At 40.8% G+C, this 24,931-nt stretch carries 22 protein-coding genes, 1 tRNA gene and 1 pseudogene; 2 read left to right on the forward strand and 22 right to left on the reverse strand.

What is annotated here, in order from left to right; all coding sequences use genetic code 11:
- Positions 1–180 precede the first annotated feature (180 nt).
- The 20 genes and pseudogenes from C1E99_RS03825 to C1E99_RS03925 all read right to left on the reverse strand — a co-directional run bounded on the left by C1E99_RS03825 (position 181) and on the right by C1E99_RS03925 (position 20,245).
- Positions 181–252, reverse strand: a tRNA-Arg gene (locus tag C1E99_RS03825).
- Positions 253–298: 46 nt separating this feature from the next.
- On the reverse strand, positions 299–973 hold the full coding sequence (locus C1E99_RS03830) for a hydrolase (protein ID WP_105206634.1): 675 nt from the start codon (positions 971–973) through the stop codon (positions 299–301).
- A gap of 24 nt (positions 974–997) precedes the next feature.
- Positions 998–2,743 (reverse strand): ABC transporter ATP-binding protein, encoded by a 1,746-nt coding sequence (locus tag C1E99_RS03835; RefSeq protein ID WP_105206635.1) that lies wholly within the window; start codon positions 2,741–2,743, stop codon positions 998–1,000.
- On the reverse strand, positions 2,736–4,478 hold the full coding sequence (locus tag C1E99_RS03840) for an ABC transporter ATP-binding protein (RefSeq protein WP_105206636.1): 1,743 nt from the start codon (positions 4,476–4,478) through the stop codon (positions 2,736–2,738). The genes C1E99_RS03835 and C1E99_RS03840 overlap by 8 nt, the downstream gene beginning before the upstream one ends.
- Before the next feature lie 208 nt (positions 4,479–4,686).
- The gene (gene rplS, locus C1E99_RS03845; protein WP_011921928.1) at positions 4,687–5,034 is read right to left on the reverse strand and encodes a 50S ribosomal protein L19; all 348 of its coding nucleotides are present in this window, start codon (positions 5,032–5,034) and stop codon (positions 4,687–4,689) included.
- Positions 5,035–5,301: 267 nt separating this feature from the next.
- Positions 5,302–5,772 (reverse strand): annotated as a pseudogene (gene tnpA, locus C1E99_RS03850) (IS200/IS605 family transposase); the annotation flags it as partial.
- Positions 5,773–6,356: 584 nt separating this feature from the next.
- On the reverse strand, positions 6,357–6,968 hold the full coding sequence (gene sodA / locus C1E99_RS03855) for a superoxide dismutase SodA (RefSeq protein ID WP_105206637.1): 612 nt from the start codon (positions 6,966–6,968) through the stop codon (positions 6,357–6,359).
- A 77-nt stretch (positions 6,969–7,045) separates the two neighbouring features.
- A complete protein-coding gene (gene holA / locus C1E99_RS03860; protein WP_105206638.1) occupies positions 7,046–8,077 on the reverse strand; it encodes a DNA polymerase III subunit delta in 1,032 nt (343 codons plus the stop codon).
- Between the two features lie 118 nt (positions 8,078–8,195).
- Entirely contained in the window at positions 8,196–9,119 is a 924-nt protein-coding gene (locus C1E99_RS03865) for an MBL fold metallo-hydrolase (RefSeq protein ID WP_105206639.1), read from the reverse strand.
- Between the two features lie 18 nt (positions 9,120–9,137).
- Positions 9,138–10,247, reverse strand: coding sequence for an acyl-CoA dehydrogenase family protein (locus C1E99_RS03870; protein ID WP_105206640.1), 1,110 nt, complete (start codon positions 10,245–10,247; stop codon positions 9,138–9,140).
- 12 nt (positions 10,248–10,259) lie between these two features.
- On the reverse strand, positions 10,260–11,165 hold the full coding sequence (locus C1E99_RS03875; RefSeq protein WP_105206651.1) for a LysR family transcriptional regulator: 906 nt from the start codon (positions 11,163–11,165) through the stop codon (positions 10,260–10,262).
- Positions 11,166–11,579: 414 nt separating this feature from the next.
- Positions 11,580–12,233: a 3-oxoacid CoA-transferase subunit B gene (locus C1E99_RS03885; RefSeq protein WP_105206642.1), complete on the reverse strand. Its 654-nt coding sequence runs from the start codon at positions 12,231–12,233 to the stop codon at positions 11,580–11,582.
- 4 nt (positions 12,234–12,237) lie between these two features.
- On the reverse strand, positions 12,238–12,960 hold the full coding sequence (locus C1E99_RS03890) for a CoA transferase subunit A (protein WP_105206643.1): 723 nt from the start codon (positions 12,958–12,960) through the stop codon (positions 12,238–12,240).
- Positions 12,961–12,984: 24 nt separating this feature from the next.
- The gene (locus C1E99_RS03895) at positions 12,985–13,764 is read right to left on the reverse strand and encodes an enoyl-CoA hydratase-related protein (RefSeq protein ID WP_105206644.1); all 780 of its coding nucleotides are present in this window, start codon (positions 13,762–13,764) and stop codon (positions 12,985–12,987) included.
- Positions 13,765–13,977: 213 nt separating this feature from the next.
- Positions 13,978–15,174 carry an OFA family MFS transporter gene (locus C1E99_RS03900; RefSeq protein WP_105206645.1) on the reverse strand — a complete coding sequence of 399 codons (1,197 nt, stop codon included), beginning with the start codon at positions 15,172–15,174 and terminating at the stop codon, positions 13,978–13,980.
- Between the two features lie 32 nt (positions 15,175–15,206).
- Positions 15,207–16,385 carry an acetyl-CoA C-acetyltransferase gene (locus C1E99_RS03905; protein WP_105206646.1) on the reverse strand — a complete coding sequence of 393 codons (1,179 nt, stop codon included), beginning with the start codon at positions 16,383–16,385 and terminating at the stop codon, positions 15,207–15,209.
- A 14-nt stretch (positions 16,386–16,399) separates the two neighbouring features.
- The gene (locus tag C1E99_RS03910; RefSeq protein WP_105206647.1) at positions 16,400–17,248 is read right to left on the reverse strand and encodes a 3-hydroxybutyryl-CoA dehydrogenase; all 849 of its coding nucleotides are present in this window, start codon (positions 17,246–17,248) and stop codon (positions 16,400–16,402) included.
- 73 nt (positions 17,249–17,321) lie between these two features.
- On the reverse strand, positions 17,322–18,527 hold the full coding sequence (locus C1E99_RS03915) for an acyl-CoA dehydrogenase family protein (RefSeq protein WP_105145152.1): 1,206 nt from the start codon (positions 18,525–18,527) through the stop codon (positions 17,322–17,324).
- A gap of 270 nt (positions 18,528–18,797) precedes the next feature.
- Positions 18,798–19,730 carry a DUF561 domain-containing protein gene (locus C1E99_RS03920; protein WP_105106758.1) on the reverse strand — a complete coding sequence of 311 codons (933 nt, stop codon included), beginning with the start codon at positions 19,728–19,730 and terminating at the stop codon, positions 18,798–18,800.
- A 113-nt stretch (positions 19,731–19,843) separates the two neighbouring features.
- On the reverse strand, positions 19,844–20,245 hold the full coding sequence (locus C1E99_RS03925; protein ID WP_105106759.1) for a MaoC family dehydratase: 402 nt from the start codon (positions 20,243–20,245) through the stop codon (positions 19,844–19,846).
- Positions 20,246–20,320: 75 nt separating this feature from the next.
- Between C1E99_RS03925 and C1E99_RS03930 the strand changes: the two genes are divergently transcribed.
- A complete protein-coding gene (locus tag C1E99_RS03930; RefSeq protein WP_105106760.1) occupies positions 20,321–21,211 on the forward strand; it encodes an alpha/beta fold hydrolase in 891 nt (296 codons plus the stop codon).
- A gap of 38 nt (positions 21,212–21,249) precedes the next feature.
- On the opposite strand, the gene phaC is transcribed toward C1E99_RS03930, so the two are convergent.
- Together phaC and C1E99_RS03940 are read right to left on the reverse strand one after the other, a co-directional pair.
- The gene (gene phaC, locus C1E99_RS03935) at positions 21,250–22,320 is read right to left on the reverse strand and encodes a class III poly(R)-hydroxyalkanoic acid synthase subunit PhaC (RefSeq protein ID WP_105206648.1); all 1,071 of its coding nucleotides are present in this window, start codon (positions 22,318–22,320) and stop codon (positions 21,250–21,252) included.
- A gap of 19 nt (positions 22,321–22,339) precedes the next feature.
- Positions 22,340–23,629, reverse strand: coding sequence for a poly(R)-hydroxyalkanoic acid synthase subunit PhaE (locus C1E99_RS03940; RefSeq protein ID WP_105206649.1), 1,290 nt, complete (start codon positions 23,627–23,629; stop codon positions 22,340–22,342).
- A gap of 322 nt (positions 23,630–23,951) precedes the next feature.
- Here C1E99_RS03940 and C1E99_RS03945 point away from each other — a divergent pair.
- Positions 23,952–24,931: ISL3 family transposase (locus tag C1E99_RS03945; RefSeq protein ID WP_105206650.1), on the forward strand; the 980-nt coding region annotated here is incomplete at its 3' end.

The following is a 24,931-nucleotide window of genomic DNA, read 5'->3' on the forward strand; positions in this document are numbered from 1 at the left end:
TCTTTTTCCTCCTTTATCTAACCTGAACAATTAGATTATAACAGGAAAAAGAAATGGAAGCTCAAAGCCTTGTCAGCCACCAGCATAGCTGGTGGTTTTCTTGTTTTTCTCTACGAGAAAAACTGGCTCGAAGCCATAATTAAAAACCCTTGTGTATCAAGGGTTTTCGTTGTATTTCTATCTCCCCTGCCGGAATCGAACCAGCAACTAATTCTTAGGAGGAATTTGTTATATCCATTTAACTAAGGGAAGTTGTTCTTCTATTTTAACTCATAAAATAGAAGAATGCAAGGGTTGGTTAGTCCTTGGCGTATTTTCGATACTTTTCCATTTTCCCTTTAAAAAGCTCACCATTACTTGGTGCTGTATAGGAAACGGCATTTGCACCAGCTTCAATCACGCGCCGGATTGATTCTTCAGTTGGACCTCCTGTGGCGATAATTGGAAAATCTGGAAATGACTCTCGAATTTTCCTAACTACATTTGGTGTATCTACACCACAGGAAACATTTAAAATATCAACACCTGCTTCAATTCGGGAAGCAAGATCAGATTTTTCAGATACAACTGTATAAATAATCGGAATATCAACCATCTTATTGATCTCCTCAATTGTTTTGACATCCGTGGGGCCATTTACAACAACTGCATAAGCCCCCTCAGACTCTGAAAGCAGGCTCATATTGGCTGACCTTAATCCTGTCGTTAAACCGCCCCCAACACCTGCCAAAACAGGAACCGAGGAAACCATCATGATACTTTTGATAATAGCAGGACTTGGTGTAAAGGGATAGACAGCTAATATCGCATCCGCATTGTGATTTGCAATAATGGAGACATCCGTTGTAAATAAAACAGAACGAATACGACGACCGTAAATACGAATACCACTAGATTCTTTGATAACCTCTGGCATTTGAACAATATCTTGTCGCAAGTCTGACATGATTGAAGGAATTCGTGAGTGAGACATCCTAACCTCCTAGATTTAAAAATTTCATTTTTGAGCCAACTGACCAGCCTGGAGCTCATACATCCGATGATAAGTTCCTTTTAGAGCCAACAAAGCTTCATGACTACCTGCTTCAATTATCTTACCCTTCTCTAAGACATAAATACAATCCGCATCTTGTATGGTGGATAATCTGTGGGCAATGGCAATGGTTGTTCGCCCCTTCCTCATTTTTTCAAGAGAATGTTGAACAGTTTGCTCCGTTTCCGAATCAATATTAGCTGTTGCCTCATCTAAAATCAATATTTTAGGCTGGCTAGCCATAGTTCGTGCAAAAGCAAGTAACTGACGTTGCCCGGTTGAAAAAGAAGCCCCTCTCTCCGTAACAACTTGTTGATAACCATCTGGAAGACTCTCAATAAATGGTGCTGCATCAACAAAACGCGCGGCCTCTTCGATCTCCGATTGGCTAATATCTTGATACATTTTGATATTAGACTCAATGGTTCCATGATACAAGAAGGGTTCCTGAAGGACGAGACCAATATTTGAACGCAATTCCTCCGTCGAAAATTGACGGATATCTTGTCCATCTATCAGTATTCGACCTGATTGAAATTCATAAAAACGCATAAAAACATTTATTATGGAAGATTTTCCAGATCCTGTCGCCCCAACAAAGGCAATTGTTTGCCCTTTTTTTACTTGGAATGAGACATGATCCAAAATTTTCCGCTTGCCATCATAAGAAAATGACACATCTTCAAAGACAATATCGCCTTTAGTGATTCGCACATCCCTACTCTCTTGCCTTGGCTCCTCAATCGTTTGATCCATTAGAGTAAACACGCGCCCCGCAGACACCATAGAAGTCTGAAGGGTTGAAAAGTGTTGGGTAACTTCTAAAAGAGGATCAAATAAACGATTAGCATATTGGATAAAAGCATAAATGAGTCCTGCGGATACCGGTGTATCTGACCAATCCAAGCCAAAATAGGTCATTAGAAGAGCATAGGCTAGTATTTTAATCAGCGAAAGAGCTGGTCGCAAAAATAGGCTATCCAATGCCATTGACCGACTGGCATAGGCTAAGTGTTCTTGATTAATTGCTTCAAACTCATCAGACAAACGCTCCTCTTGTCTAAAGGCCTGAATAATCCGAATCCCCTCAATACTCTCAGCAAGTTTACTATTGATTTGACTCAATAAACTTCGCGTTCTAGCAACTACTGGTGCTGATTTTTTACGATACAAATTCACCAACAGGAAGATGATTGGTAAAAAGAGGACGATGAGACTAGTTAATTTCCAATCAAGAGCAAACATGGTATATAGAGTGACAACTATGACAAACATGGCAGAAATGAAGCTGGATAAAATTCCAGAAAACATCTCTGATATACTCTCCGTATCATTTGTCAATCGAGATACAATCGAGCCACTTGGTGTTTGATCAAAATAGGCCATCCCTAAGGATTCCATTTTATAAAAGGCATCCTGGCGAATATCTCGAACAACACTGTAGGAAACCTTAGCAAACCAGAAATTCCCAATATATTGAAACAACATTTGGAGAACATACAAGCCAAAGTACGCACCCAAGACCAACAAAATTTCATCCGTCACCTGATTGATGTAGTTATCGATAAAATATGATGCTAATAGAGGAATAAAACTGCGAATAACTGTTGTTAGTAATAAAAAACTTAATGCAGCGATGGTTAGAAAAAGATAAGGTTTTACATAGGATATCAGTCTCCAAAAAACGTTTGGAGTTTCTTTTTTACTCATTTGTTTCCTCCTCTAATTCCAACTGTTGTAACATGTAAGTATCGTAATACCAGCCTTTCTTCTCAAGTAATTCCTGATGATTCCCGCGTTCAATAATTTGTCCATTGTCTAAAACGATAATAAGATCTGCATGTACAACTGCTGACAAACGATGGGCTGTGATAATCGTTGTTTTTCCTCGTCTTCCTTCTTTAACATTTTCTATAATGGCATGTTCTGTCTTGGCATCAACTGCTGATAAGGAATCATCTAGCAATAGGATTTCAGGATTTAAAATCATTGCACGTGCCATTGCCAAGCGTTGCTTTTGTCCACCAGATAATGCTATCCCCTTCTCGCCTACAATAGTGTCAAATTTTTCAGGCATATCTAAAATATCTTCATACACATGTACGATTTTTGCAGCTTTTTCAACCTCATCCTGATTAAAATTGGGATTGCCAAAGCGAATATTATCTGCTACGCTCGTAGCAAAAAGAAACTGATCTTGAGGTACATAACCTATCAAACTTCTAAGATCCGTTAAGCGGTAGTCTTTGATATTTTCTTGATGTAACAAAATGTGACCATTTTCAACATCATATTCCCGTAGTAGTAATTTTAAAAGTGAAGTTTTTCCTGATCCTGTCGGCCCGACAATACCCATTGTCTGGCCTTTTTTTAGAGTGAAATGAACATCTTGGAGGGTCAATTGTTCCTCATAGGCAAATGAATGTATTTCAAAAGTAATATCCCCATTTTCTGGTGTTGACAAAGGTTTTTTAGGGCTTTCGATATCTGATTGGATATGTAATAATGCCTGAATTCTTTCATAGGAAACAGCACCACGTTGGGTAATATTAAACAGAAAACCGATGGCCATTAAGGGCCAAACTAGCATATCTAAATAAGTCATAAAGGTAACCAATTGACCAACTGTTACTTGTCCTTGTCTGATAAATTGACTCCCAACAAGTAAGGTCAAAACATAGGACAGACCGACGAAAAAGAGGACAGCTGGGTTAAACATGGCATCGTAGCGCATGGTCTTAATGTTTTGCAAATAGGCGGCTTGATTGACTTCTTGAAAAGCTTGAGTTTCCTGTTCTTGATAGCCAAATGACTTGGTCACTTTGATACCTGATACCGATTCTTGTACCTTATTGTTTAATTCTGAAAAAGCTGCTTGTGAAGCCTTAAAATTCTCATGCGTCCTTCTACCCAGAAAACTAGTTGTCATGGCCATGAATGGCAAGGGGAGAATAGCAACCAAGGTCATTTTCCAGGAAATCATAAAACACATGGTTACCAAGGTCATGAGAGCCGTTACCGTCGCGTCAACAAATGACATCACTCCTCCACCTGCTAACCGTGTCAAAGCATTGATATCATTGGTAGCGTGCGCCATCAAATCCCCTGTTCGATGGTTTTGAAAAAAAGAGGGAGACATGTTCATAAAATGCTTAAATAGCCTAGCACGCATGATTTTTCCAAGCCGAAAGGAAGTCGCAAGAATATTCATCCTCCAAATATAGCGCAAAACATACATCCCGACTGCCGAGAGGACTAGGCCAGCAATCCCAATAAGGAGTTGATGACCGGCTATACGATGACTTGCAATTCGGTCAATGATTTCTCCCATGATATAGGGCGGAAGCAAGTTCAGTGCACTTACCAAGCACAGGGAAATAATCCCCATCAAGTAGCGTTTCTTCTCTAGCTTGAAAAACCACCAGAGTTGTTTCATTATGTTCATTGGTTTCCTTTAAAAGTTTTTATCATTATTTTTTTCTTGAAATCGAAAAATATATTTTACGATACATAGTTTAACATATTTAGTTGAGTTTAGAAAGAAAAAATCTAGCTCCTAAGGTTCAGAGAATGCTTGGAGGTTGGAAAACAAAGAAAGAGGCAGCACTTTGCTGCCCCTTCTCATTCCGACTAATTCAGTCAAAAAGACCTTCTTAACGACGGATTTCTTTGATACGTGCTGCTTTACCTTGCAATGCACGTAGGTAGTACAATTTAGCACGACGTACTTTACCGTAACGTACGACTTCAATCTTATCAACACGTGGAGTGTGGATTGGGAATGTACGCTCAACACCTACACCACCAGAGATTTTACGTACAGTGTACATTTCTGAGATGCCTTGGCCTTTACGAGAGATAACAACACCCTCGAAAATCTGGATACGTTCGCGGTTACCTTCGACAACCTTAGCGTGAACACGTACAGTGTCACCAGGACGGAATGAAGGGATGTCAGTACGAAGTTGACCTTCTGTCAAACTTTGGATCAATGGATTCATTTTATTCTCCTATCTTTGTCAATCTTAGGTGCTTTTAAACCCAGCGGATAAACTGTATTTTTGTGCGTCCATTACACACAAAATAAATTATACTAAAATCCTATTCCATTGTAAAGAAAAATACTCAAAATATTGAATCAAAACCACCAGTCGAACTGGTGGTTTGTTCTGCGGCTATAAGCCGCTTGTTCCGGCCAGGGCCAAAGGCCCACTGAAATAGCTTCCTCGCGCACCACTTTCCCGAGCAGGTGCTAAAGCACCATCAGTTTTTTTCCTGTTGCTTTCCCCTGTAAATGGGTCAACCGTTTCAAACAAAGTGAGCTGGTCCGCTACCCTGTCTTCTTGTAATTGGTTTTGTATGTATTCTGCTATCACTTTTTGATTGCGTCCTACCGTATCTACATAGTAGCCTCTGCACCAAAACTTTCTATTCCCATACCTATATTTTAGATTGGCATGTTTGTCGAAAATCATTAAACTACTCTTACCTTTTAAATAGCCCATAAAACTGGAAACACTCATTTTGGGTGGAATACTAACTAACATGTGGATATGATCAGGACAGGCATTAGCTTCATGGATAGTGACGCCTTTTCGCTCACACAAATCTCGGATAATCTTTCCGATACTGGCCTTATATTTGCCGTAAATGATTTGACGACGATATTTAGGCGCAAAAACTAGATGATATTTACAATTCCAGCGAGTATGTGATAAACTTTCATTATCCTCTCTCATGAGGTACCTCCTATTTGATTTGATGTAGTGGCGGGGAAACCACTTCTATCTTATCACTTTGGGAGGCTTTTTTAATACCTCGCTAGAAGCTCTACTGAACCACTAGCATAGCTAGTGGTTTTCAGAGGACAAAAAAACAAGCGAACATTCGCCTGTTTTATAATCTTATTTAGCAGCTTTATAAAGTTCGTCAACCTTATTCCCACTCCTCAGAGGCTGGGCAAAAAGCCCAGCACCACTTCTTAGAGTTCGTGTCAACATCTCAGCGCAGTGGTTGATTGGGAGATTTGTTCGTGTTTCACACTCCAAATCCGACCTTTACTATTGTTGCGAACAGGAGTTCGCCTTATTTCCAACCTCAAACTGTCTCCCAGACAGTTTGAGCTATGCGGGGGTGGGAGTAAAATAGTCCAGTGGACTATTTTAGCCCGAACCTACTGTTTGGAAGTGAGGGGAACTTTTTTTGAACTAGTCGAGTTCTTTCCCACTCCCACGGAAAGCCCGATTAGCTTTCCTAGAGGACTGACTAGTTTTTCTCGGAAATAGGTCGTTTCCTCGAAAAAACGTCGCAGTAAGCTAGTAGATTAGTTGCTACGAGCTGCCTTATAAAGTTCATCAACTTTGTTCCAGTTAATGATTTCAAAGAAGGCTTTGATGTAGTTTGGACGTACGTTACGGTAGTTGAGGTAGTAAGCGTGCTCCCAAACATCCAATGCCAAGATTGGTTTCAAACCTTGCATGATTGGAGTGTCTTGGTTAGCAGTTGAGATGACTTCCAACTTGCCTTCCTTATTGACAACCAAGAAAGCCCAACCTGAACCAAAACGAGTTGTTGCAGCTGTTGTGAAGGCTTCTTTAAAGGCATCAAATGAACCAAAAGTTGCATCGATATCAGCTGCCAATTCTGCTGAAATTTCTGTTTTTTCTGGTGAAAGCAACTCCCAGAAGAGAGCGTGGTTGAGGTGGCCGCCACCGTTGTTGATAAGGGCTTGACGGATATCAGCTGGAATGCTCTCTACATCTGACAAAAGTGCCACCAAGTCTTCACCGATTTCTGAGTGTTTTTCAAGAGCTGCATTTGCATTCGCCACATACGTTGCATGGTGCTTGTCGTGGTGTAGGGTCATTGTTTCTGCATCAATATGTGGTTCCAAAGCATCGTATGCGTATGGAAGGTCTGGTAAAATAATTGCCATTTATTTGTTCTCCTATACTAATTGATATACCTATTGTACTCCAATGTGAGAGCCTTTTCAATTTATTTGTCTGGTAATCACGATGTTGCAATTTTTAACAAGGCAAGATCAAACAAGTAATCCTTATCAAACTGACCGGTCTTGATGTGGTAATCCGTTTCAATCAACAAGCGAACTACCTTTTTCAAAAATCCAATGGATAGGTAGCGAGAATCTCGAAGGGCAAATTTAATTTGGAATGGATTGACCTTCCGTCCCATGATTTCTGACAATTCCACCACCATTTGCTGCTCACTTTTGCCCTGTTCTTGAAGAATTTGAACCTGCAAATAAGTCCGAAATTGGGTCAGCATAATGGCGATTAGTTTGATTTCGTCTTCTCCCTGTAATCGTAAGTCGCGAACCAGTTGACGGGCCTCATCCATTTTGGACTGGAGAACCATCTGTGTCAAGTCAAAAATATTGTCTTGCAAGGTCTTAGGAATGGCAGCGTCAATGTCTGCCATCGTAATCAATTTTTGTCCCTTATAGGACTGTAAAAAGGCTAGGTTTTTACTGATTTCGGCAAAGTCAAAATTAGATTTTCCGAGGAGGTATTGAAAAACATCACCCTCCATATTCAAACCTAGGCGACCAATTTCCTTCTGGAAAAACTGGCGCAATTCAGCTTCTTTCAGAGGACTAGTTTCCAAAATCAGACCATCTCGCTTGAGGAGTTTGACCAGGCGTCGTTTGCTATCTAACTTTCCTGGAGCTAGGATAACCAATCGTGTCGTGTCAACTGGATTTTCCAAATAAGCCTCAAATTGCTTGAGCTCGTCATCCGTCAAATGCCGCTTCTTATCCGTCGTCAAGTCAGCAAAATAATCAAGAATGACAACTTTTTCATCTGAAAAAAATGGAAGAGAAACCAAATCCAAATCCACCTGACTATAATCCGCCTCTGACATATCAAAATAGGCAAAACCAAGGTCTGCAGGATCGAAATCGATTTGTCGCAACAATAAATCCTTTGCGATCTGATATTGACCGACATCTTCACCGCATAAAACGGTCAAGGGGCCTAACTTCTCTTTTTTTATTGTCTCAATCTGTCCAATAACTAACATGTATACCTCATATTCTGTTTTCATTTTACCACAAAAACGATGAGGCTGGCAAAATGTCAAAAAAGAAAAAGCACAAAATCAATTGCTGAGATACCTTGATTTCACGCTTTTCATCATTTTAGTTCGCTAAATTTTTCGCAGTTGCAGGAATGACCAGTCGCCTATCTTGTTTCTCCGTAAAAGGAACAATTGGAGGTCGCGGTCTTTCCATATAGGCTACGACTTCTTGACCAGACGGGTCAAATTGGAGCAGAGAGTAAAATGGATCATGGTAAAACAAGAAAATGTAGCCATTTTCATAAGCTTCTTTTGTCCACCTTGTCTTAGCGGCGATGCTATCCATAGGATAATCATCCACAGCAGCCACCCAAAGTGGATTACGGTGAACGTGAGTCAGAACGGTATCGGCCATATGAATGATGGTTTGGTGTTCTTGTTTTAAGAGAATCAAGCAGTGGCCATTGCTATGACCTCCGGTTCGATGCATTTCAATTCCTGGAATAATTTCTATCGATTCACCGAAAGTGATTACTTGCGATTGGATGGCTTCCCAATTCTCCTTGAGATAAGTCCCTCGAGTTCTAGGATTTGGATTTCTTACCTCATCCCACTCGATTTCATTGATGTAAATCTGTGCATTAGGGAAGGTTGAGACGATTTCTCCATCTTCCAAACAGGTTAGACCACCTGCATGATCATTGTGCATATGGGTCATGAGGACAACATCAATATCATCTCTAGAATACCCTTTTTCAGCCAGACTTTCGACCAGCTGATTCTCAGAAAGAACTCCTAGATTCCTACGTTGTTTGGCATCTAATTTTTCTGTACCTAGACTAGTATCGATTAAAAATCGTTTCCCCTGGTACTCAATCAGAATAGGGTCTGTCAGATCGGCCATCAGACCATCTTCAGTCGTTGGATAATAGCGACTCCAAACTGCCTTAGGAACAGGTCCAAATAAGGTGCCTGCATCCGTATATTTATCTGCCCCTCGCAACCAGGTTACTGTCATATTTTCAAATTTGAATGATTGTAACATGCATACCTCCTTTGTCAATCAAAGCCAAACTTTCGCTATTTTTTTCCGAATAGAATCACTTGAGCCACCGTAAGTACTCGCTACTTCAGCATCACGCACAAACCGCTCCATATCATGATTACCCAAAAAACTATAGGCTCCAGTGATTCGGAGCACTTCTTCTGAGATGGTTATTGCCATTTCAGAAGTTAATAATTTCAAAATCGAAACACATCTTTCTTCTATAACCTCTGCCTCTAGACAGTCCTTATAATAGGCTTCACTTGAAATCAATTTTGCCTTCAGATCAGAAAATTTAAATTGATTGATTTCCACATCAATGGGGCGTTTTCCAAAATTTCGTTTGACTTGGCTGCAAGCAATTCCATTTTGAAAGGCACCTTCAGCAATTCCAATTGATTGTGCAGAAATGGCACTCCACATTCGCAATCGAATACGGCTCCATTGTGACAGGCCTTCTAAAACGTCTCCTAGTAATTGCTCAGGCTCTACCAGAACAGATTCTAGTTCGACAGGTGCCAAGGGCATGGCTCTTAAACCCAGCTTATCCACCGATGGTCCAATTTTCACACCAACATGTGGCAATTCAATGATAAAAATGCCTGTTCTCTTCCGTCCCTGTTTATCAATTGTCTTCGCTAAAACAAACAAAACATCTGCTACAGAAATATTGGCAATCTTATGTTTCATTCCTGTGATCAACCACCCTTCATCTGTTTCTTCTGCTACAGTTTGAAGGGATTGTTGCTCGAGGTTTATATCCTTCTCAGAGAAGGCAAATGCCCCCATTCGCTTACAGGAGACAAAATCTTTGAGATAGCGATTCTTTTGAGCTTCTGTCCCAAATTCTTGTAAGAGTTGAATGACATAAATGCCGTGTGTATAGGCAATACTAGCTAGGGAAGGAAATTCTTTAGAGAGCAGACGGATGACTTCTAGAAAGGTCCGAAATCCTTTCTTGGCATCTGGATAATCTACCAATAACCTAAAAATTCCGATATCTTGGGTGAGCATGGTCCACAGGCGCTCAGGAAATAATTCATTGACATCATAGTATCGTGATTTCCCTACAACCTCAACTTGAATAAACTCTTGAACCTGACTCAATAGTTGCTGATCGAACATCATACAAAGACTCCATCATTCATTAACCGGTGAATAGTACAATTTTAATATTTCCTCATAAATAAAGTTTTCCACTTCTCCAACTCTTTTACGGTATGGCCGACAGAGCCAAATATTAAATGGTAAGGCATCGCGAAAATGGACAACTTTAAACCGATCTTTATCAATCAATTCCTCAACTGGTCGCGGCAATACGCCAATCATATCATTTCCAGCTATTGCCGCAATAATATAGTCCCATGAAGAAGATAAATGCATGCGTTGGATTTTTACCTTTTCTTTCTTTAATTTGTCTATTATTGATTGATAGGTTGTAAAATTCTTATTAAAAGTCGCCATTGGATAATCACGTAGGTCACTCCATTCTAAGAGCTCCTTTTGAGCTAGTGGGTGATTCCGATCCATAAACGCCACGTATTCATCCATCTGAATAATATGCTGTTCATACTTTTTACTATCTAGATGAGTCGGTTCGATGAGAAGGGCTATATTTAGCTCATTATCCATAAATTTTTTCAGAAGTTCAACTCCCCCACCTTCATGAATTTGAATATTGATATCAGGGTAGTTAAATAAATACTGTGGTAGGGTACTGGCAAAATACACTCGTAAGATAAGAGACGGAATGCCCAAACGAATCGTCCCTTGTTGCTTGGCTACTTCTTTTTGTATCATAGCTTGCATTTCTTCGTACTTGGCAACAATTTCTGAAGCATATTGAAATACACGCTCTCCAGCCTCAGTCAAGCCATCTAATCGCCCATTCTTTCTGTTAAAGAGCTGCAAGCCTTCACTGGCTTCAAAATGTGTAATGAACTGACTTAAGGCAGACTGACTAATATGAATTTTCTTTGCAGCTAAGGAGAGGTTACATTTATATTCAACAATATTTATAAAGTATCCCATCTGAACAATATCCATACTCATGAGCTGAATTTCTCCTTTCAAGACTTTCTATATAGTAAAAAATAATGAACATAGTCTTGATATTATTATAACATTATGTACTTAAATATTCACTTATTTTGAACAGAAAAATGAATGATTTACCTTGTTAACAAAGGGAGTGGGAAAGAACACGAATGGTCTAAAAAGAGTTCGTCTTCCCACCCCCGCACAGTTGATTAGGTCGGATTTGGAGTGTAATACACGAACAAATCCGCCAATCAACCACTGCGCTGAGATGTTGACACGAACTCTAAGAAGTGGCGCTGAGCTTCTTGCCCTGCTCCTTTCAGCTTTTCTGTATTTTCTTTTACTCAAGTTTTTGATAGATAGACTGTCCATTCTTTCTGTCAAAAAATCATATTTATTATTCAGAGTTAGTAAAAGTGATTAAATCGGCATGGTAATGACTTCATCAGCTACAATGACATCTCCAGCAGTCTTTTCAAGAACTTCCTCTACAGTAACTCCTGGAGCAACTTCTTTGAGAAGGTATTTTCCATCTTGGAATTCAAAAACTGCTAAATCGGTAATAACCATTGATACGACACCTTTGGCCGAAAGTGGCAAAGAACATTCTTTCAGAATTTTTGATTCTCCACTCTTATCTGTGTGTTGAAGCGCGACGATAACACGTTTGGCACCAACTAGCAAATCCATAGCGCCACCCATACCTGGTGCAAACTTACCTGGAATCATCCAGTTAGCAATACTAGCATCCTGTGATACCTCTAGAGCTCCTAATACAGTAGCATCCACATGCCCCCCACGAATGATTGCAAATGAAGTTTGGATATCAAATGTTGAGGCGCCTGGTTTTAAGGTAATAGGTGCTCCACCTGAGTTGGCTGTATTTGGATGATAATTGTCTTTTCCAGGTGTTTCACCAAAACGCAAGGCACCATTCTCAGCTTGTAGAATCACATTTACCCCATCTGGAATGTAGTCAGCAGATGCGTTCGGAATCCCAAAGCCGAGGTTGACAACATCGCCATCATGAAATTCTAGCGCGACACGACGTGCAATAACTTCTTTAGCTTTCATATTTTTACACTCCTGCTAATTTCTTCGTTTCAGTCCAAAGATTTCCCATCATTTCATGGTGTTCCTGAACAGACAAGCCTTGTACGATATAGTCTACCAAGATACCTGGAATATAGACATCATCTGGACGAATATCACCAACTTCAACGATTTCATTGGTTTCAACAATAACGATATCCGCAGCCAATGCTAGTTGTAGGGAAATATTCTTAGTAGTACCATCGATAAATAAGTTACCATAAGCATCTGCCTTACTTGCTTTAATCAAGGCAACATCAATTTTCAATGGATCATAAACCAAATATTCACGACCGTTTCGAACGACTTTTTCTTGGTTTTCTTCCAAGATCGTTCCAACACCTGTTGGGGTCAAAACAGCTCCCAAACCAGCACCCGCGGCGTGAAGACGTTCCACTACTGTTCCCATTGGGGTAAATTCTACTTCCATTTCACCGCTGAAATAGGCTTTTTGAGCACCTGGAGAGGTACCAACGTGGGCTGCAATATATTTTTTTACTTGATGATTTTCACACAAGCGACCAACGCCAACTTCTTTACCTGGATGTGAGGTAACGACAGACGTTAAGGTTAAATCCTTGGTCCCTTCTGCAACCAAACCTTCGATCAATTCAAAAGGTTCGCCAACACCGAGGAATCCGGAGATACCTACGATATGGCCTGGTTTGATCAAAGATACGGCTTCTTTAAGCGTTACAATTTTTGCCATGTTTTTCTCCTCTTTGGTCAATACTTATTTACGAGTAAATACTGCTTTTCGTTTTTCGACAAAGGCTCCCATGCCTTCTTTTTTATCTTCGGTTGAAAATAGCAGAGCTTCTGCTTCTGTTTCCAAACGAATGGCGCTTTGCAATGGTAATTCAATACCTACGCTAATCACATGTTTGGCTTTCTCTACAGCAAGCGGAGCATTTTTAATAATGGAATGAGCAATCTTTTCTGCTTCCTCCATCAATTTTTCAGGTTCTACCATGTGATTGATGATTCCCAAAGCAAGAGCTTCTGGACCTTTCACATTGCGCGCTGTCAGAATGAGTTCTTTTGCCTTACTAATTCCAATGAGTCGTGACATCCGTTGAGTTCCTGCAAACCCAGGAATAATACCTAATGTGACTTCAGGGAAGCCTACTAAGATTTTTTCATGACCAAGTCGGATGTCCGTTGATAAGGCTAGCTCCATACCACCGCCCAAAGCATACCCATTAATGGCTGCAATGGTTGGTTGGCGGAGATGCTCTAATCTAGAAAAAGTATCATTGGCAAAAGTCATATATTCGAATGCTTCAACAGGAGACATCTTGTCCATCTCCTTAATATCGGCACCAGCTACAAATGCTTTTTCACCAGAACCTGTCAAGATGACAACGCGGATATCTTTGCTTTTTTCGACAGTATCGAGAACCTCATTTAAATCTGTCAGTACTTGTGAACTAAGTGCATTTAGGGCTTCTGGACGATTGATAGTGATAAAACCAATCTGGTCCTTGGTTTCCAACAACACAGTTTTAGTCATAGTCGTTCTCCTAATGTAATAGTTGGATAGACAACAGGGTCAACAATATCTATCCCTTGACAAAATGTAAAACGCTTACATTATCAGTTTATCAACTATCGACATATATGTCTACTTAATATATATTATCCGTTCTATTAGTAAAACTAATAATTGAGCTCGATTTCAAATGGAATAAAAAGGCACTCAGAATTTCTCCGAGTGCCTTAGAGGTTAGGAAGCTTTTTTACTTTTTCCAATATAATAAAGTTGCAATACAATCCCTACAATAGCCATTGCAATAACGATATAAAAGGCCATTGAATAATCACCGTTGTTGGCTTGTGCTAGACGCGTACCGAGCTGTGGGCCCGCAATAGCAGCTACACCGTAGGCTGTAAACATCCAGCCATAGTTGGTACCTACATTCGCGACACCCCAGTTTTCTGCTGTGATGCCTGGGAAGGAACCCAAGAAACCACCGAATGACAAGGCAACAAGCATAACACCGAGAATAGCTAGAACACTACCTTCGCCCTTGAAGGTTGCTGTTAAGAAGAGACCTCCAGCAACAGCAGCAAACATAGCTACGACTGTTGGATAGCGACCAATCTTATCCGATACTGCTCCCCAGAAAATACGACCGAAGGTATTGGCAATGGACACCAACATTACAAAGAAGGTTGCTTCACCAACAAGTTTGTATTGGTCAGAAATGGAAGCAGCTCCACCGATAATCATCATTCCTCCAGTTGCACCTAAAATATAAATCAACCAGAGAAGCCAGAAATTGCCTTCTCGAAGCATTTCTTTGTGAGTTTTACCAGTTGGTGCAGCAGCACCGGCTACAGGTGCCGCTGCTGGCGCTTTTTCCATAACGAGAGAGGATGCACAGATAACAACTAGAAGAGCAATACCAAGAACATTAAATGTCCGATATACGCCCATGGCTGCAATCATGCCTTTGGCTACTGGGCCAATGATTAGAGGACCAAGCCCAAAACCTGCCGCTGTCAAGCCACCTGCCAAACCTTTTTTATCTGGGAACCATTTGGAGGCGACAGAGGTAGCCGCACCATAGGCAGCCCCAATTCCAAGACCTAGTACAACCCCGTAAGTCAAATATAAAACTGGAAGACTAGTGGCAAAACCTGTAGCAAACATTCCTAGACCAAATAAGACTCCGCCTAAGAATACGAATTTTTTCGGACCAAGTAAATCAACCTTGGGACCAAAAATAATCATTCCAACTGGCACCATGGCAAAGGAGATACTGAAGGCTAGTGAGGTTTGGGCCTGAACCCAGCCCTTATCAGCATTGGCTTCTAGGAGGGCTTTTTGGAATACCGACCAAGCATATCCTGCACCCAGTGAAAGGTTGGTCAAAATAGCCGCAGCCAAAATGACCCAACGATTTGGTGTTTTTTTCATAAATCTTTCCTCACAATCTCAATTCAAATTGACTAACGTGTGACGATGACCGCTGTCCCCATACCACCACCGATACAGAGGGTAGCTAGACCGCATTTAGCATCACGTTTTTGCATTTCATGAATGAGTGTGACGAAGATACGAGCACCAGACGCTCCGATTGGATGACCGAGGGCGATTGCTCCACCATTAACGTTAACAATATCTGTATTCAATTCTAAATCTTTGTTGACAGCACAGGCTTGAGCGGCAAAGGCCTCGTTGGATTCAACCAAGTCTAAATCGGCAACGGTAAGTCCTGCCTTATCTAGAGCTTTTCGTGAAGCGTAAATTGGACCGCAGCCCATCAATTCAGGCTCTAGACCTGCACTTGCATAGGATTTGATAGTAGCAAGGACTGGCAAGCCTAATTCTGCTGCCTTCTCACTGCTCATAACGACTACTGCCGCAGCACCATCATTAATACCTGATGCATTTCCTGCTGTCACCGTTCCATCTTTTTTGAAGGCAGGTCGGAGTTTAGCCATTCCTTCTAGACTAGCATTTTCGCGAGGATATTCATCCGTATCAAATACTATAGGATCACCCTTCCGCTGTGGAATCACTACTGGAACAATTTCTTCTTTGAATTTTCCAGACTTAATGGCCGCAACTGCCTTTTCTTGAGAATGGACCGCAAAAGCATCCTGTTGTTCACGAGTAATCTCATACTTAGCAGCTACATTCTCAGCGGTAATTCCCATATGAATCGGCTCAAATGCGTCTGTTAACCCATCTTTTAACATGGTATCCAACACCTGGCTATGCCCCATTCTTGCTCCCCACCGTTGGTTGAGAAGTACATAGGCTGCCTGACTCATATTTTCCGCACCACCAGCAACGACAATATCTGCATCACCGAGTAACACTGCCTGGGCAGCCAATTGAATAGTCTTCAAACCTGAGCCACAAACCTTATTGATGGTAAATGAAGGTGTTGAGATAGGAATGCCTGATTTGACACTGATTTGACGGGCAACATTTTGGCCAAGGCCAGCGCTAAGAACATTACCAAAAATCAATTCATCAACCTTATCCGGCGAAAGATTGATTTTTTCCAGAGCACCTTTTACAACAGTAACCCCTAAATCAACCGCAGATACATCTTTTAAACTTCCACCGTAACTACCAATTGGTGTACGTACCGCAGCTACAATAACAGCTTCTTTCATTGTTTTTCCCCTTTCTAGTAGGTAAAGAACCCTTGACCCGTCTTACGACCGAGTTTTCCAGATTCAACCATTTTTTTCAGAAGAGGTGCAGGACGGTATTTCGGATCGTTGAAGCCATTGCTCAAGACATTCATGATAGCCAAAACAACGTCCAAACCAATCAAATCTGCAAGGGCAAGTGGGCCAATTGGATGATTGGCGCCTAATTTCATTGCTGTATCAATTTCTTCAGCACTTGCTACGCCTTCTCCTAGGACAAAAATGGCTTCATTGATCATTGGAATGAGGATCCGGTTAACAACAAATCCGTAGGAATCAGCCACACGTACAGCCGTTTTATTGATCTTAGCAGTTACTTCTTCCACTGCTTGGGCAGTTTCTGGAGATGTTTGGATAGCACGAATGACTTCTACCAACTTCATCAATGGTGCAGGATTAAAGAAATGCATGCCCAATACCTTATCTGGACGGCCAGATGCTGCCGCGATATCTGTCACAGATAGGGAAGAGGTGTTGGAAGCCAAGATTGTATCTGGTGAAGTTATCTCATGCAATTGCTTGAAAATGCTTAATTTAATATCACGATTTTCAGTCGCCGCTTCTACTACCAGATGTACATCTTTTGCATCCTGATAATCTGTAGACGGAATCAAACGCGCTAGGGCTGCATCAGCATCTTCTTGAGTCATTTTTTCTTTAGAAACAGCACGTTCAAATTGTTTTTTGATACCAGCTAAGCCACGTTCTACAAATTCTAATTTTATATCATTCAAATATACGGTGTAACCTGCCTGGGCAAATACTTGGGCAATTCCACTACCCATTTGACCAGAACCGATTACCATCACTTTTGTAATTTCCATTATCTTCTTCCTTTCAATTTCCTTTTGAAAAATAAGGAGTATAGGACAGTCGGCCTATACTCCCTTTCAGGGATTAGATAAAGGCACCAATTCCTGTCAATTCACGCGCTACAATCATAGCATTGATTTCATGCGTTCCTTCGTATGTATAAATCGCTTCCGCATCCGTGAAGAAGCGAGCCACTTCTGTTTCGTAAGTAATACCGTTACCACCGCACACTTCACGAGCAAGGGCAACTGTTTCTCTCATACGGAGTGAATTGTGCAATTTCGCCAATGAAGAGTTGAGCATTTCTTCTGTACCAGATTCCTGAATTTCAGCTATACGTACTGAATAGGCAATGGCTGCCTGAACATTTGCTTGCATACGAGCCAGTTTTTCTTGTACCAATTGGAAACCACCTAATTTGCGACCAAATTGTTCACGAGTTGTAGTCAAACGAAGGGCTGCATTGAAGGCACCTGCTGCAGTTCCCATAGCAATGTAGGCAACGTCAGCGCGAGTACGAACAAAGATTTTCGCAACGTCGCCATAACCATTGATGTTAACCAAACGGTCATCTTCATGAACTTCAACATCCTTCAAGGTGATGTGGCCATTGTTGACAAGGCGAAGGGAAATCTTATGTTCAACGTTCTCAACTGACAAGCCTGGGCTGCCTTTTTTCACCATGAAGCACTTGATTTTCTTGCTTTCAACATCACGAGCAAAGACTGGAATAAAGTCAGCAGTTTTAGCACCACCAATCCAACGTTTTTCACCGTTCAATACCCAAACATCGCCCTTGCGTTCCGCTGTTGTAGCAAGACCCCCTGCGATATCTGAACCATGGTCTGGCTCTGTCAATGCGAAACAGGTTTGTGCTTCAAAGTTACGAACTGGTGTACCAAAGCGTTCAATTTGTTCAGGGCTACCTCCAATAAGGATAGTATTGTAACCCAATCCTCCGTGTACTGTATAGAAGGTTGCAACAGAAGGATCAAAGCGTGCCAATTCTAAGTAAAGGAAAGCATTGTACAACTCGCCAGCTTTCCAAGAACCTTCACGGCCAACAAAGAGATCAGGGTGAGTCATGATTTTAGCAGCAGCAAATGCTCCTAAAATTTCTTCTCTTGGTAGCAAAGCCTTTTCATAGCTGTCAATTAGAATTGGACGTACACGTGTTTCTAACTCTTCACGCAAGTGTTTTAAAACTTTCAGCTCCCCTTCGGTTAATTTTTCAGCATAACCGAACAAATCTTCTGGGTACAACTCTTTAGCTAATTCTTTAACTGACATGGTAATAGACTCCTTTAATTTATTTTTTGCTTTTTGTAAAGCGTTTACATTTTGTTGACACTATCATCATATACCTAAATTACATAAAAATCTACTTAAGAAAAATTAAACTCTCTATAAGAATATATTATAGATTTTTCACAAATATAAAAAACTGTTTTCTTCTATCAATACAGGCTTTTGGACCAATATATCATACAGTTTGTGAATGTTTCATAAGAAAAAGACAAGAGACACAATCATCTCTTGTCTGGGTAGTAAAATTGGTTTTTAAAAAATATGGAGATTTTTCAGTACACTTTCTGCTTCTGCAAAAACGTCCTCAATAATGGATTTGGTTGGTCTAATCTCCTTGACCAAACCAGCAATTTGGCCAGCCATCAGGGAGCCATTTTCAACATCGCCTTCTTTGACGGCTTTAGATAGAGCCCCCATTGTAATGGCTTCCAGTTCATGACGCGAAATATCCTGACTTTCCAATTCAAGATACTTAGTCGTTAAGTCATTTTTGATACAACGTACAGGAGCACCAAACTTCCGACCTGTAACAACTGTTGACGTATCGATAGCATCTAAAACTGCCTGCTTATAACTCTCAGGAATTGGACACTCTTCTGCCGCAAGGAAGATGGTTCCCATCTGTACACCCTCAGCACCAAGGGCAAAGGCCGCAGCCACCCCGTGACCATCTGCCACACCACCAGCACAAATAACAGGAATGTCAATGTTAGCGGCAACTTGGCGGGTCAAAGGCATGGTCGTCAATTCTCCGATATGTCCGCCAGCTTCCATACCTTCAGCCACAACAGCATCGCAGCCTAGTTCCTGCATCTTTTGAGCCAATTTCACATTTGGAATAACTGGGACAACGATGACACCAGCTTCTTTCAAACGAGGCATATAGGGTTTCGGTGTTCCTGCACCAGTTGTAACAATTTTAACTCCCTCTTCGATAAGAACTTCCACAATTTCAGCCACATTGTCCATCATCAACATCAGGTTGACAGCAAAGGGGTTATCCGTCAATTCTTTCGTTTTTCGGATTTCTTCCCGTACCTCTTCTGCTGTCATCCCGCCGGATGCTAAAATACCAAGTCCACCTGCATTGGAAACAGCGCTAACCAACTGATGTCTAGAAATTTGAGCCATAGCACCTTGGAAAACTGGATATTTGATTCCAAGTAGTTCTGTTACACGATTCATAATAATGAAATCCTCCTCTTTGTTTTCTTTGTCACAATCATATCAAAACTTGTAACCCTTTTCAATATATATCTTATTACAATCTCTTATGTAGACCATAACAAAAAATTATATTATTTGGGAGGAATAACTTTGGCATGGCCAGAAATCACAACTACTCCCTCTTGATTGGTTACTGTGGTTTCTAATTTGAGCCAGCCTTTTTCATCTTTTTCAACGATTGTAGCCATTGCGGTTAAGGTATCCCCAATCGCCACTGGCTTAAGAAACTTGAGATTCTGCCCCAGATAGATGGTTCCAGGTCCAGGTAAATACATTCCCAGTACAGTGGAAATCAAGGATGCACCGAGCATGCCGTGGGCAATTCTTTTTTTAAACATGCCTTTGGAAGCCTCAACTTCATTGATATGGGCAGGATTCAAATCTCCTGAAATTCCTGCAAATAAGACTACGTCAGTTTCTGTAATGGTTTTGGAAAAACTACCTGTTTGTCCAACTTCAAACACTTTTGTCATGATGTTCTCCTTGTTCTTTTTATTTGATTTTCTAACAACATTTTGTATAATGGGGTCAATGAAAGGAATTAGTATATGAAATCATATCCTATTTACAAGCAAACATTAAATAATGGTGAGGAATTGGCCTTTTCTCAAACTGGTCAAAGGGGCCCTGTCCTGGTTTTATTGCACGGCAATCTCAGTTCTTCAGTACACTTTTATCATTTGATGGAGGCATTGGAAGACAGTTATCGATTGATAGCCATTGACATGCGGGGGTTTGGGCATTCAAGCTACAAAAATCCAGTCCACTCCTTGCAAGAACTCGCACAAGATATTTTGGAATTGATGGAGCAGCTGGACATCCCAAGATACAGTGTCTTAGGATGGTCAACCGGTGGTGGTGTGGCTCTGGAAATGGCTGCACTCCGACCAGAAACCATTGAGCAGGTCTTCTTGCTCTCCTCAGTTGGCATTCAAGGATACCTTTCCCCAAATAAGAGCAATATTGCACAATTTAGCCTTCTCCCCATGCTGATCCAAACTAATCGCGCAATGGCAAAATGGAATCCCGCTTTGCAAAAGGTAGAACTTGCCTTGCAACAAAAGGATAGGCGACTTCTGAATAAAATCATGGAGCCCCTCTACCAGCTGCATCCAATCTCTGAAACTGATTATCAGATATACATGGAGGCCATGTGCCAGCAGCGTAATTACTCAGATATCTTTATCAATCTTTTCACCTTCAATATGACCAACCGTCACAACGGGATACTAGCAGGAAACAATCGCATTCAACTGGTAGAGTGTCCCCTCATCATCATTCACGGTGATAAGGACAAGGTTGTCCGACTAGATTCAGCCTTGTTGACCTACCAAACTAAAAAAGAAGATTCCCACCTCTATGTCTTAGACGGCGGACATTCTCTTTTGACCGACCAAGCAGAGCAGGTTCAAGCCATAATTCGAAAACACCTCACCTAGAAAAGTCCTACCTATCTAAACGATAGATAGGACTTTGTTTATTCATCGTGTGACTTATAAAAATCCATGAGTTTTGGTATGACTTGCTCACGTGAACGCTTGCTGACAAACAGGCCGATATGACCAGATTCATAGTAAACAGTCTCCGTATCTTTTGACCCTACGAGTTTTGGAAGTGGCTCAGAAGCCAAGGTCGGAACCTGGTCATCTCGTTTGGCAATAATATTGAGCAGGGGTTGTTTGATGTTCTTCAAATTCACAGTTTCATCCCCAATTTTCAACTCACCCTTGACTAGTTTGTTGTCATGGTACATATCGTTGGTAAACTGGCGGATAGTAGCCCCTGCTTGATCTGGACTGTCAAAAATCCAACTTTCAAGCGCCAAGAAGTTTGTCATGGCTTTTTCATTATCTAATTTATCGACCAGATCCAGGTATTTATTGGTAGTTAATTTGATTGGTGACAAGAGCAGGAAACCATTGTTCATGATTTCGCCAGAAACATTGCCATATGCCTCCACCATGCTGTCTGCATCCAGGTATTTGCCCCATTGGAAGAGCAATTTGTCACATGGAGAAAAATCAATCGGTGCAACAACGGTTACTAGGTTTTTAACCAAATCTGGATTGAGGGCTGTGAAGATGGTCGCAAAATTCGCCCCTTGACAGATACCAAAGAAATTGATCTTATCTGCGCCAGAATGTTCCAAAACAGCTTCCACACAGTTACGCATGTAACCTTGGATATAGTCTTCCATTGTGATAAACATATCATCCTTAGTCGGGTAGCCCCAGTCAATCACATAGAGGTCCGCACCAGCATTGAGCAAGTCTTCCACAAAACTATTGCCTTCCTGCAGGTCTAACATATAATACTTATTGACCAAGGCATAGGAAATCAGGGTCGGGGTCTTTAGTGGATGCTTAACCTTTGGGACAAAGTGATACAAGACCAGCTTATCTTCTGTATAAATCACTTCTTTTTCAGATACACCGCCTTTAGGTCTCTCCAACTTGGTCAAGGTTTCTATGCCTTTTAACAAGCGTTGCTGCGATTCCAAGGCGTCTTGAACATTTTTCTTGGGTATGGTAAATAATTCCTCAAACATATCCAGTCTCCTTCCTTACTTATTTGCTATCTGCTTTTTTAGTCGCTTTGGACTTACTCGTTTTTTCTTCCACTGGCAGGCTTTTTAATTCTTTCAATTCCCGTTTTAGTTTGGTCACGTCACGTTTGAGTTCTTGTACTTTTTTGTAAAGACTACGTGCATCACTCTCCAGAACTACTGGCAATCCTTTCAATGCTAATTCTAAGAGTTTATTTCTGGCAATGACAAATTGGGCATTGGCTGTACCGAATTTGGCTAATAATTGAGAGAATTCATCTGAATAGAAATATGCTTGTAAGGTTTTCTCAACTTCATTGGACCAGTGATGATAAAATTCTTTATAGGTTTGTGGTTGTTGGCCAGATTTCACCAATTCGGCATATTCTTCCAAAAGACCTTTCGCTCTATTTTTGGTCACTTGAGAGAGTTTTTGTTGGAATTCCACACTGGTCAGGAGCAACTGGATGGTATTATCAATAAAAGCATTCTGAGCTTCAATCTTTTCCGTATGATTTCCCATACCTGGAATACGTAGTAACGGTGCTACTGTTTGCTCGTACTGTTCCTTCCATTGCTCAAAAAATTCTGCCAATTTATCCGTATCCCCATTGGCCCCCTCCACATACAGTCGGCTTAGTTCAAAGAATGAATCTGCCCATGGACCTAAAAAGGTAGACCAATTGTCCTTAACTGCGGAAGTTAATTGATAAGGTGCCTCCAGCACTTGACGTAGCTGAGCTGGTATAAATGGTTGTACAAAATCAGAATAGAATCGTTGACCATCCGCAAGGACTTTTTCCATCAACACTTTCCCATCTTCTTCAAATGGTTTGGAATAAAGGTCGCGTAAGTGATCGAAATATCGATAAAACGTAACATAATGCTTATTGGCATCCATCATTTTCATCAGGGTCGCAAATGAATCTGAGTCCAATGCGTCATAAAGTCGAGATGGATTGAATTGATTCCGATAGTATTCCATGTAGGTATTCATGTCAGGAAACTGAGAGATATAATTCGCCCACGGACCTTCTTGATAGGCTTTTTGCCAGTTTTCTGTCCAAGTAGACTGCAATTTATTCCAAGAATCGAGAGCTGGATTTGAAATTGGTTGTGAGTAGGGCCATCCAAATCCTGCTAGTGGATTAAAGGATTTCACATAGTCATTAAAGAATTGTTGCTGGGCTTCCAAAATTGTGGACATATTTTTCTGTGAATCCTCAGGCTGCTTTGGCAATAGGCTTTGCCACTGCTCTGCCATTTTCTTTTGTGCCTCAAACCATTGGTTCATCATATCGTAATGGGACATAACATTCCTCCTTTAATTTTTCATCTTTTATGAACTTTTGATTAGATGATAGGGACAGTCTATCTACAATACTATCTTATTATATAGAAATCACGATTTCAACTTGGACAAGAGATTTGAAAGTTAGACTTTTTTATAGTTCGTAGTAGATGAGCTAATACATAAAAAATGAAGCTAGTCATCTAACTTCATTTTTTTGGCTCTATAATTTCTGTAGTGGGTAAATCCACTGTAGAGATTATGGAGCCTTTTTGAGTATAGAAAAAAAGTCCCATATGCCCTATAATGAAAAGCGACTAAACAACTCATTAGAAAGACTCATATGGAACAACTAAATCTTATCACAAATTTTCTCAGAATTAAAGATAAAAATATCGTTATCACTGATGAATATGATATGGGAACTCACTTAGAACTCCACGGTCACTTGGATTACACAGCCCCTAAATGTCCCTCCTGCAAGGGACAAATGGCCAAATACGACTTCCAAAAAGCCTCCAAAATTCCCTACCTAGAAACAGCTGGCTATCCCTTACTTATCCGACTTAGAAAGCGTCGCTTCAAGTGTAAAGAATGTGGGAAAATGGCTGTCGCTGAAACTCCTCTTGTCAAGAAGAACCACCAAATCTCTGCCGCGGTTAACCAGAAAATCGCCCAATTACTCATCGAAAATCAAGCAATGACACATATTGCACACAGGCTATCTATCTCAACCTCATCAGTTATGAGAAAGCTTAATGAGTTCAAGTTTGAAACAGATTGGAATACCTTACCTGAGGTGATGAGCTGGGATGAATATAGCTTCAAGAAGGGGAAAATGAGCTTTATCGCTCAAGATTTCAACTCCCTAAATGTCATTACTATTCTGGACGGAAGAACACAAGCAACCATCCGAAACTACTTTCTACGCTATCCTAGAAAGGTTAGAAATCAAGTCAAAGTCATTACCATGGATATGTTTAGTCCATACTACAAATTGGCTAGACAGCTATTTCCGAATGCAAAAATTGTACTCGACCGCTTTCATATTGTTCAACACCTTAGTCGTGCTATGAACCGTATCCGTATTCAAATTATGAATCAATTCGACAGAACATCGCAGGAATACCGAGCCTTGAAACGCTACTGGAAATTGATACAACAAGATAGCCGTAAAATCAGCGATAAACGATTTTATCGCCCTATGTTCCGAATGCACTTGACTAACAAGGAAATACTGGAAAAACTCCTGTCTTTCTCCGAGGAACTACGACAGCACTATGAACTCTATCAACTTCTCTTATTCCATTTCCAAGAGAAGAA

The sequence above is a fragment of the Streptococcus suis genome (genome assembly GCF_002964045.1).
GTDB lineage: Bacteria > Bacillota > Bacilli > Lactobacillales > Streptococcaceae > Streptococcus > Streptococcus suis_U.

What these genes read in the sequence shown, in the direction of transcription:
- C1E99_RS03900 (WP_105206645.1), bottom strand. Translation starts at nt 15,174, where the DNA reads ATGAAAAAAACACCAAATCGTTGGGTCATTTTGGCTGCGGCTATTTTG.
- C1E99_RS03910 (WP_105206647.1), bottom strand. Translation starts at nt 17,248, where the DNA reads ATGGAAATTACAAAAGTGATGGTAATCGGTTCTGGTCAAATGGGTAGT.
- C1E99_RS03915 (WP_105145152.1), bottom strand. Translation starts at nt 18,527, where the DNA reads ATGTCAGTTAAAGAATTAGCTAAAGAGTTGTACCCAGAAGATTTGTTC.
- C1E99_RS03905 (WP_105206646.1), bottom strand. Translation starts at nt 16,385, where the DNA reads ATGAAAGAAGCTGTTATTGTAGCTGCGGTACGTACACCAATTGGTAGT.
- sodA (WP_105206637.1), bottom strand. Translation starts at nt 6,968, where the DNA reads ATGGCAATTATTTTACCAGACCTTCCATACGCATACGATGCTTTGGAA.
- C1E99_RS03870 (WP_105206640.1), bottom strand. Translation starts at nt 10,247, where the DNA reads ATGATGTTCGATCAGCAACTATTGAGTCAGGTTCAAGAGTTTATTCAA.
- C1E99_RS03890 (WP_105206643.1), bottom strand. Translation starts at nt 12,960, where the DNA reads ATGGCAAAAATTGTAACGCTTAAAGAAGCCGTATCTTTGATCAAACCA.
- holA (WP_105206638.1), bottom strand. Translation starts at nt 8,077, where the DNA reads ATGTTAGTTATTGGACAGATTGAGACAATAAAAAAAGAGAAGTTAGGC.
- C1E99_RS03830 (WP_105206634.1), bottom strand. Translation starts at nt 973, where the DNA reads ATGTCTCACTCACGAATTCCTTCAATCATGTCAGACTTGCGACAAGAT.
- C1E99_RS03920 (WP_105106758.1), bottom strand. Translation starts at nt 19,730, where the DNA reads ATGAATCGTGTAACAGAACTACTTGGAATCAAATATCCAGTTTTCCAA.
- C1E99_RS03865 (WP_105206639.1), bottom strand. Translation starts at nt 9,119, where the DNA reads ATGTTACAATCATTCAAATTTGAAAATATGACAGTAACCTGGTTGCGA.
- C1E99_RS03840 (WP_105206636.1), bottom strand. Translation starts at nt 4,478, where the DNA reads ATGAACATAATGAAACAACTCTGGTGGTTTTTCAAGCTAGAGAAGAAA.
- rplS (WP_011921928.1), bottom strand. Translation starts at nt 5,034, where the DNA reads ATGAATCCATTGATCCAAAGTTTGACAGAAGGTCAACTTCGTACTGAC.
- C1E99_RS03875 (WP_105206651.1), bottom strand. Translation starts at nt 11,165, where the DNA reads ATGGATATTGTTCAGATGGGATACTTTATAAATATTGTTGAATATAAA.
- C1E99_RS03885 (WP_105206642.1), bottom strand. Translation starts at nt 12,233, where the DNA reads ATGAAAGCTAAAGAAGTTATTGCACGTCGTGTCGCGCTAGAATTTCAT.
- C1E99_RS03835 (WP_105206635.1), bottom strand. Translation starts at nt 2,743, where the DNA reads ATGAGTAAAAAAGAAACTCCAAACGTTTTTTGGAGACTGATATCCTAT.
- phaC (WP_105206648.1), bottom strand. Translation starts at nt 22,320, where the DNA reads ATGTTTGAGGAATTATTTACCATACCCAAGAAAAATGTTCAAGACGCC.
- C1E99_RS03925 (WP_105106759.1), bottom strand. Translation starts at nt 20,245, where the DNA reads ATGACAAAAGTGTTTGAAGTTGGACAAACAGGTAGTTTTTCCAAAACC.
- C1E99_RS03930 (WP_105106760.1), top strand. Translation starts at nt 20,321, where the DNA reads ATGAAATCATATCCTATTTACAAGCAAACATTAAATAATGGTGAGGAA.
- C1E99_RS03940 (WP_105206649.1), bottom strand. Translation starts at nt 23,629, where the DNA reads ATGTCCCATTACGATATGATGAACCAATGGTTTGAGGCACAAAAGAAA.
- C1E99_RS03895 (WP_105206644.1), bottom strand. Translation starts at nt 13,764, where the DNA reads ATGACTAAAACTGTGTTGTTGGAAACCAAGGACCAGATTGGTTTTATC.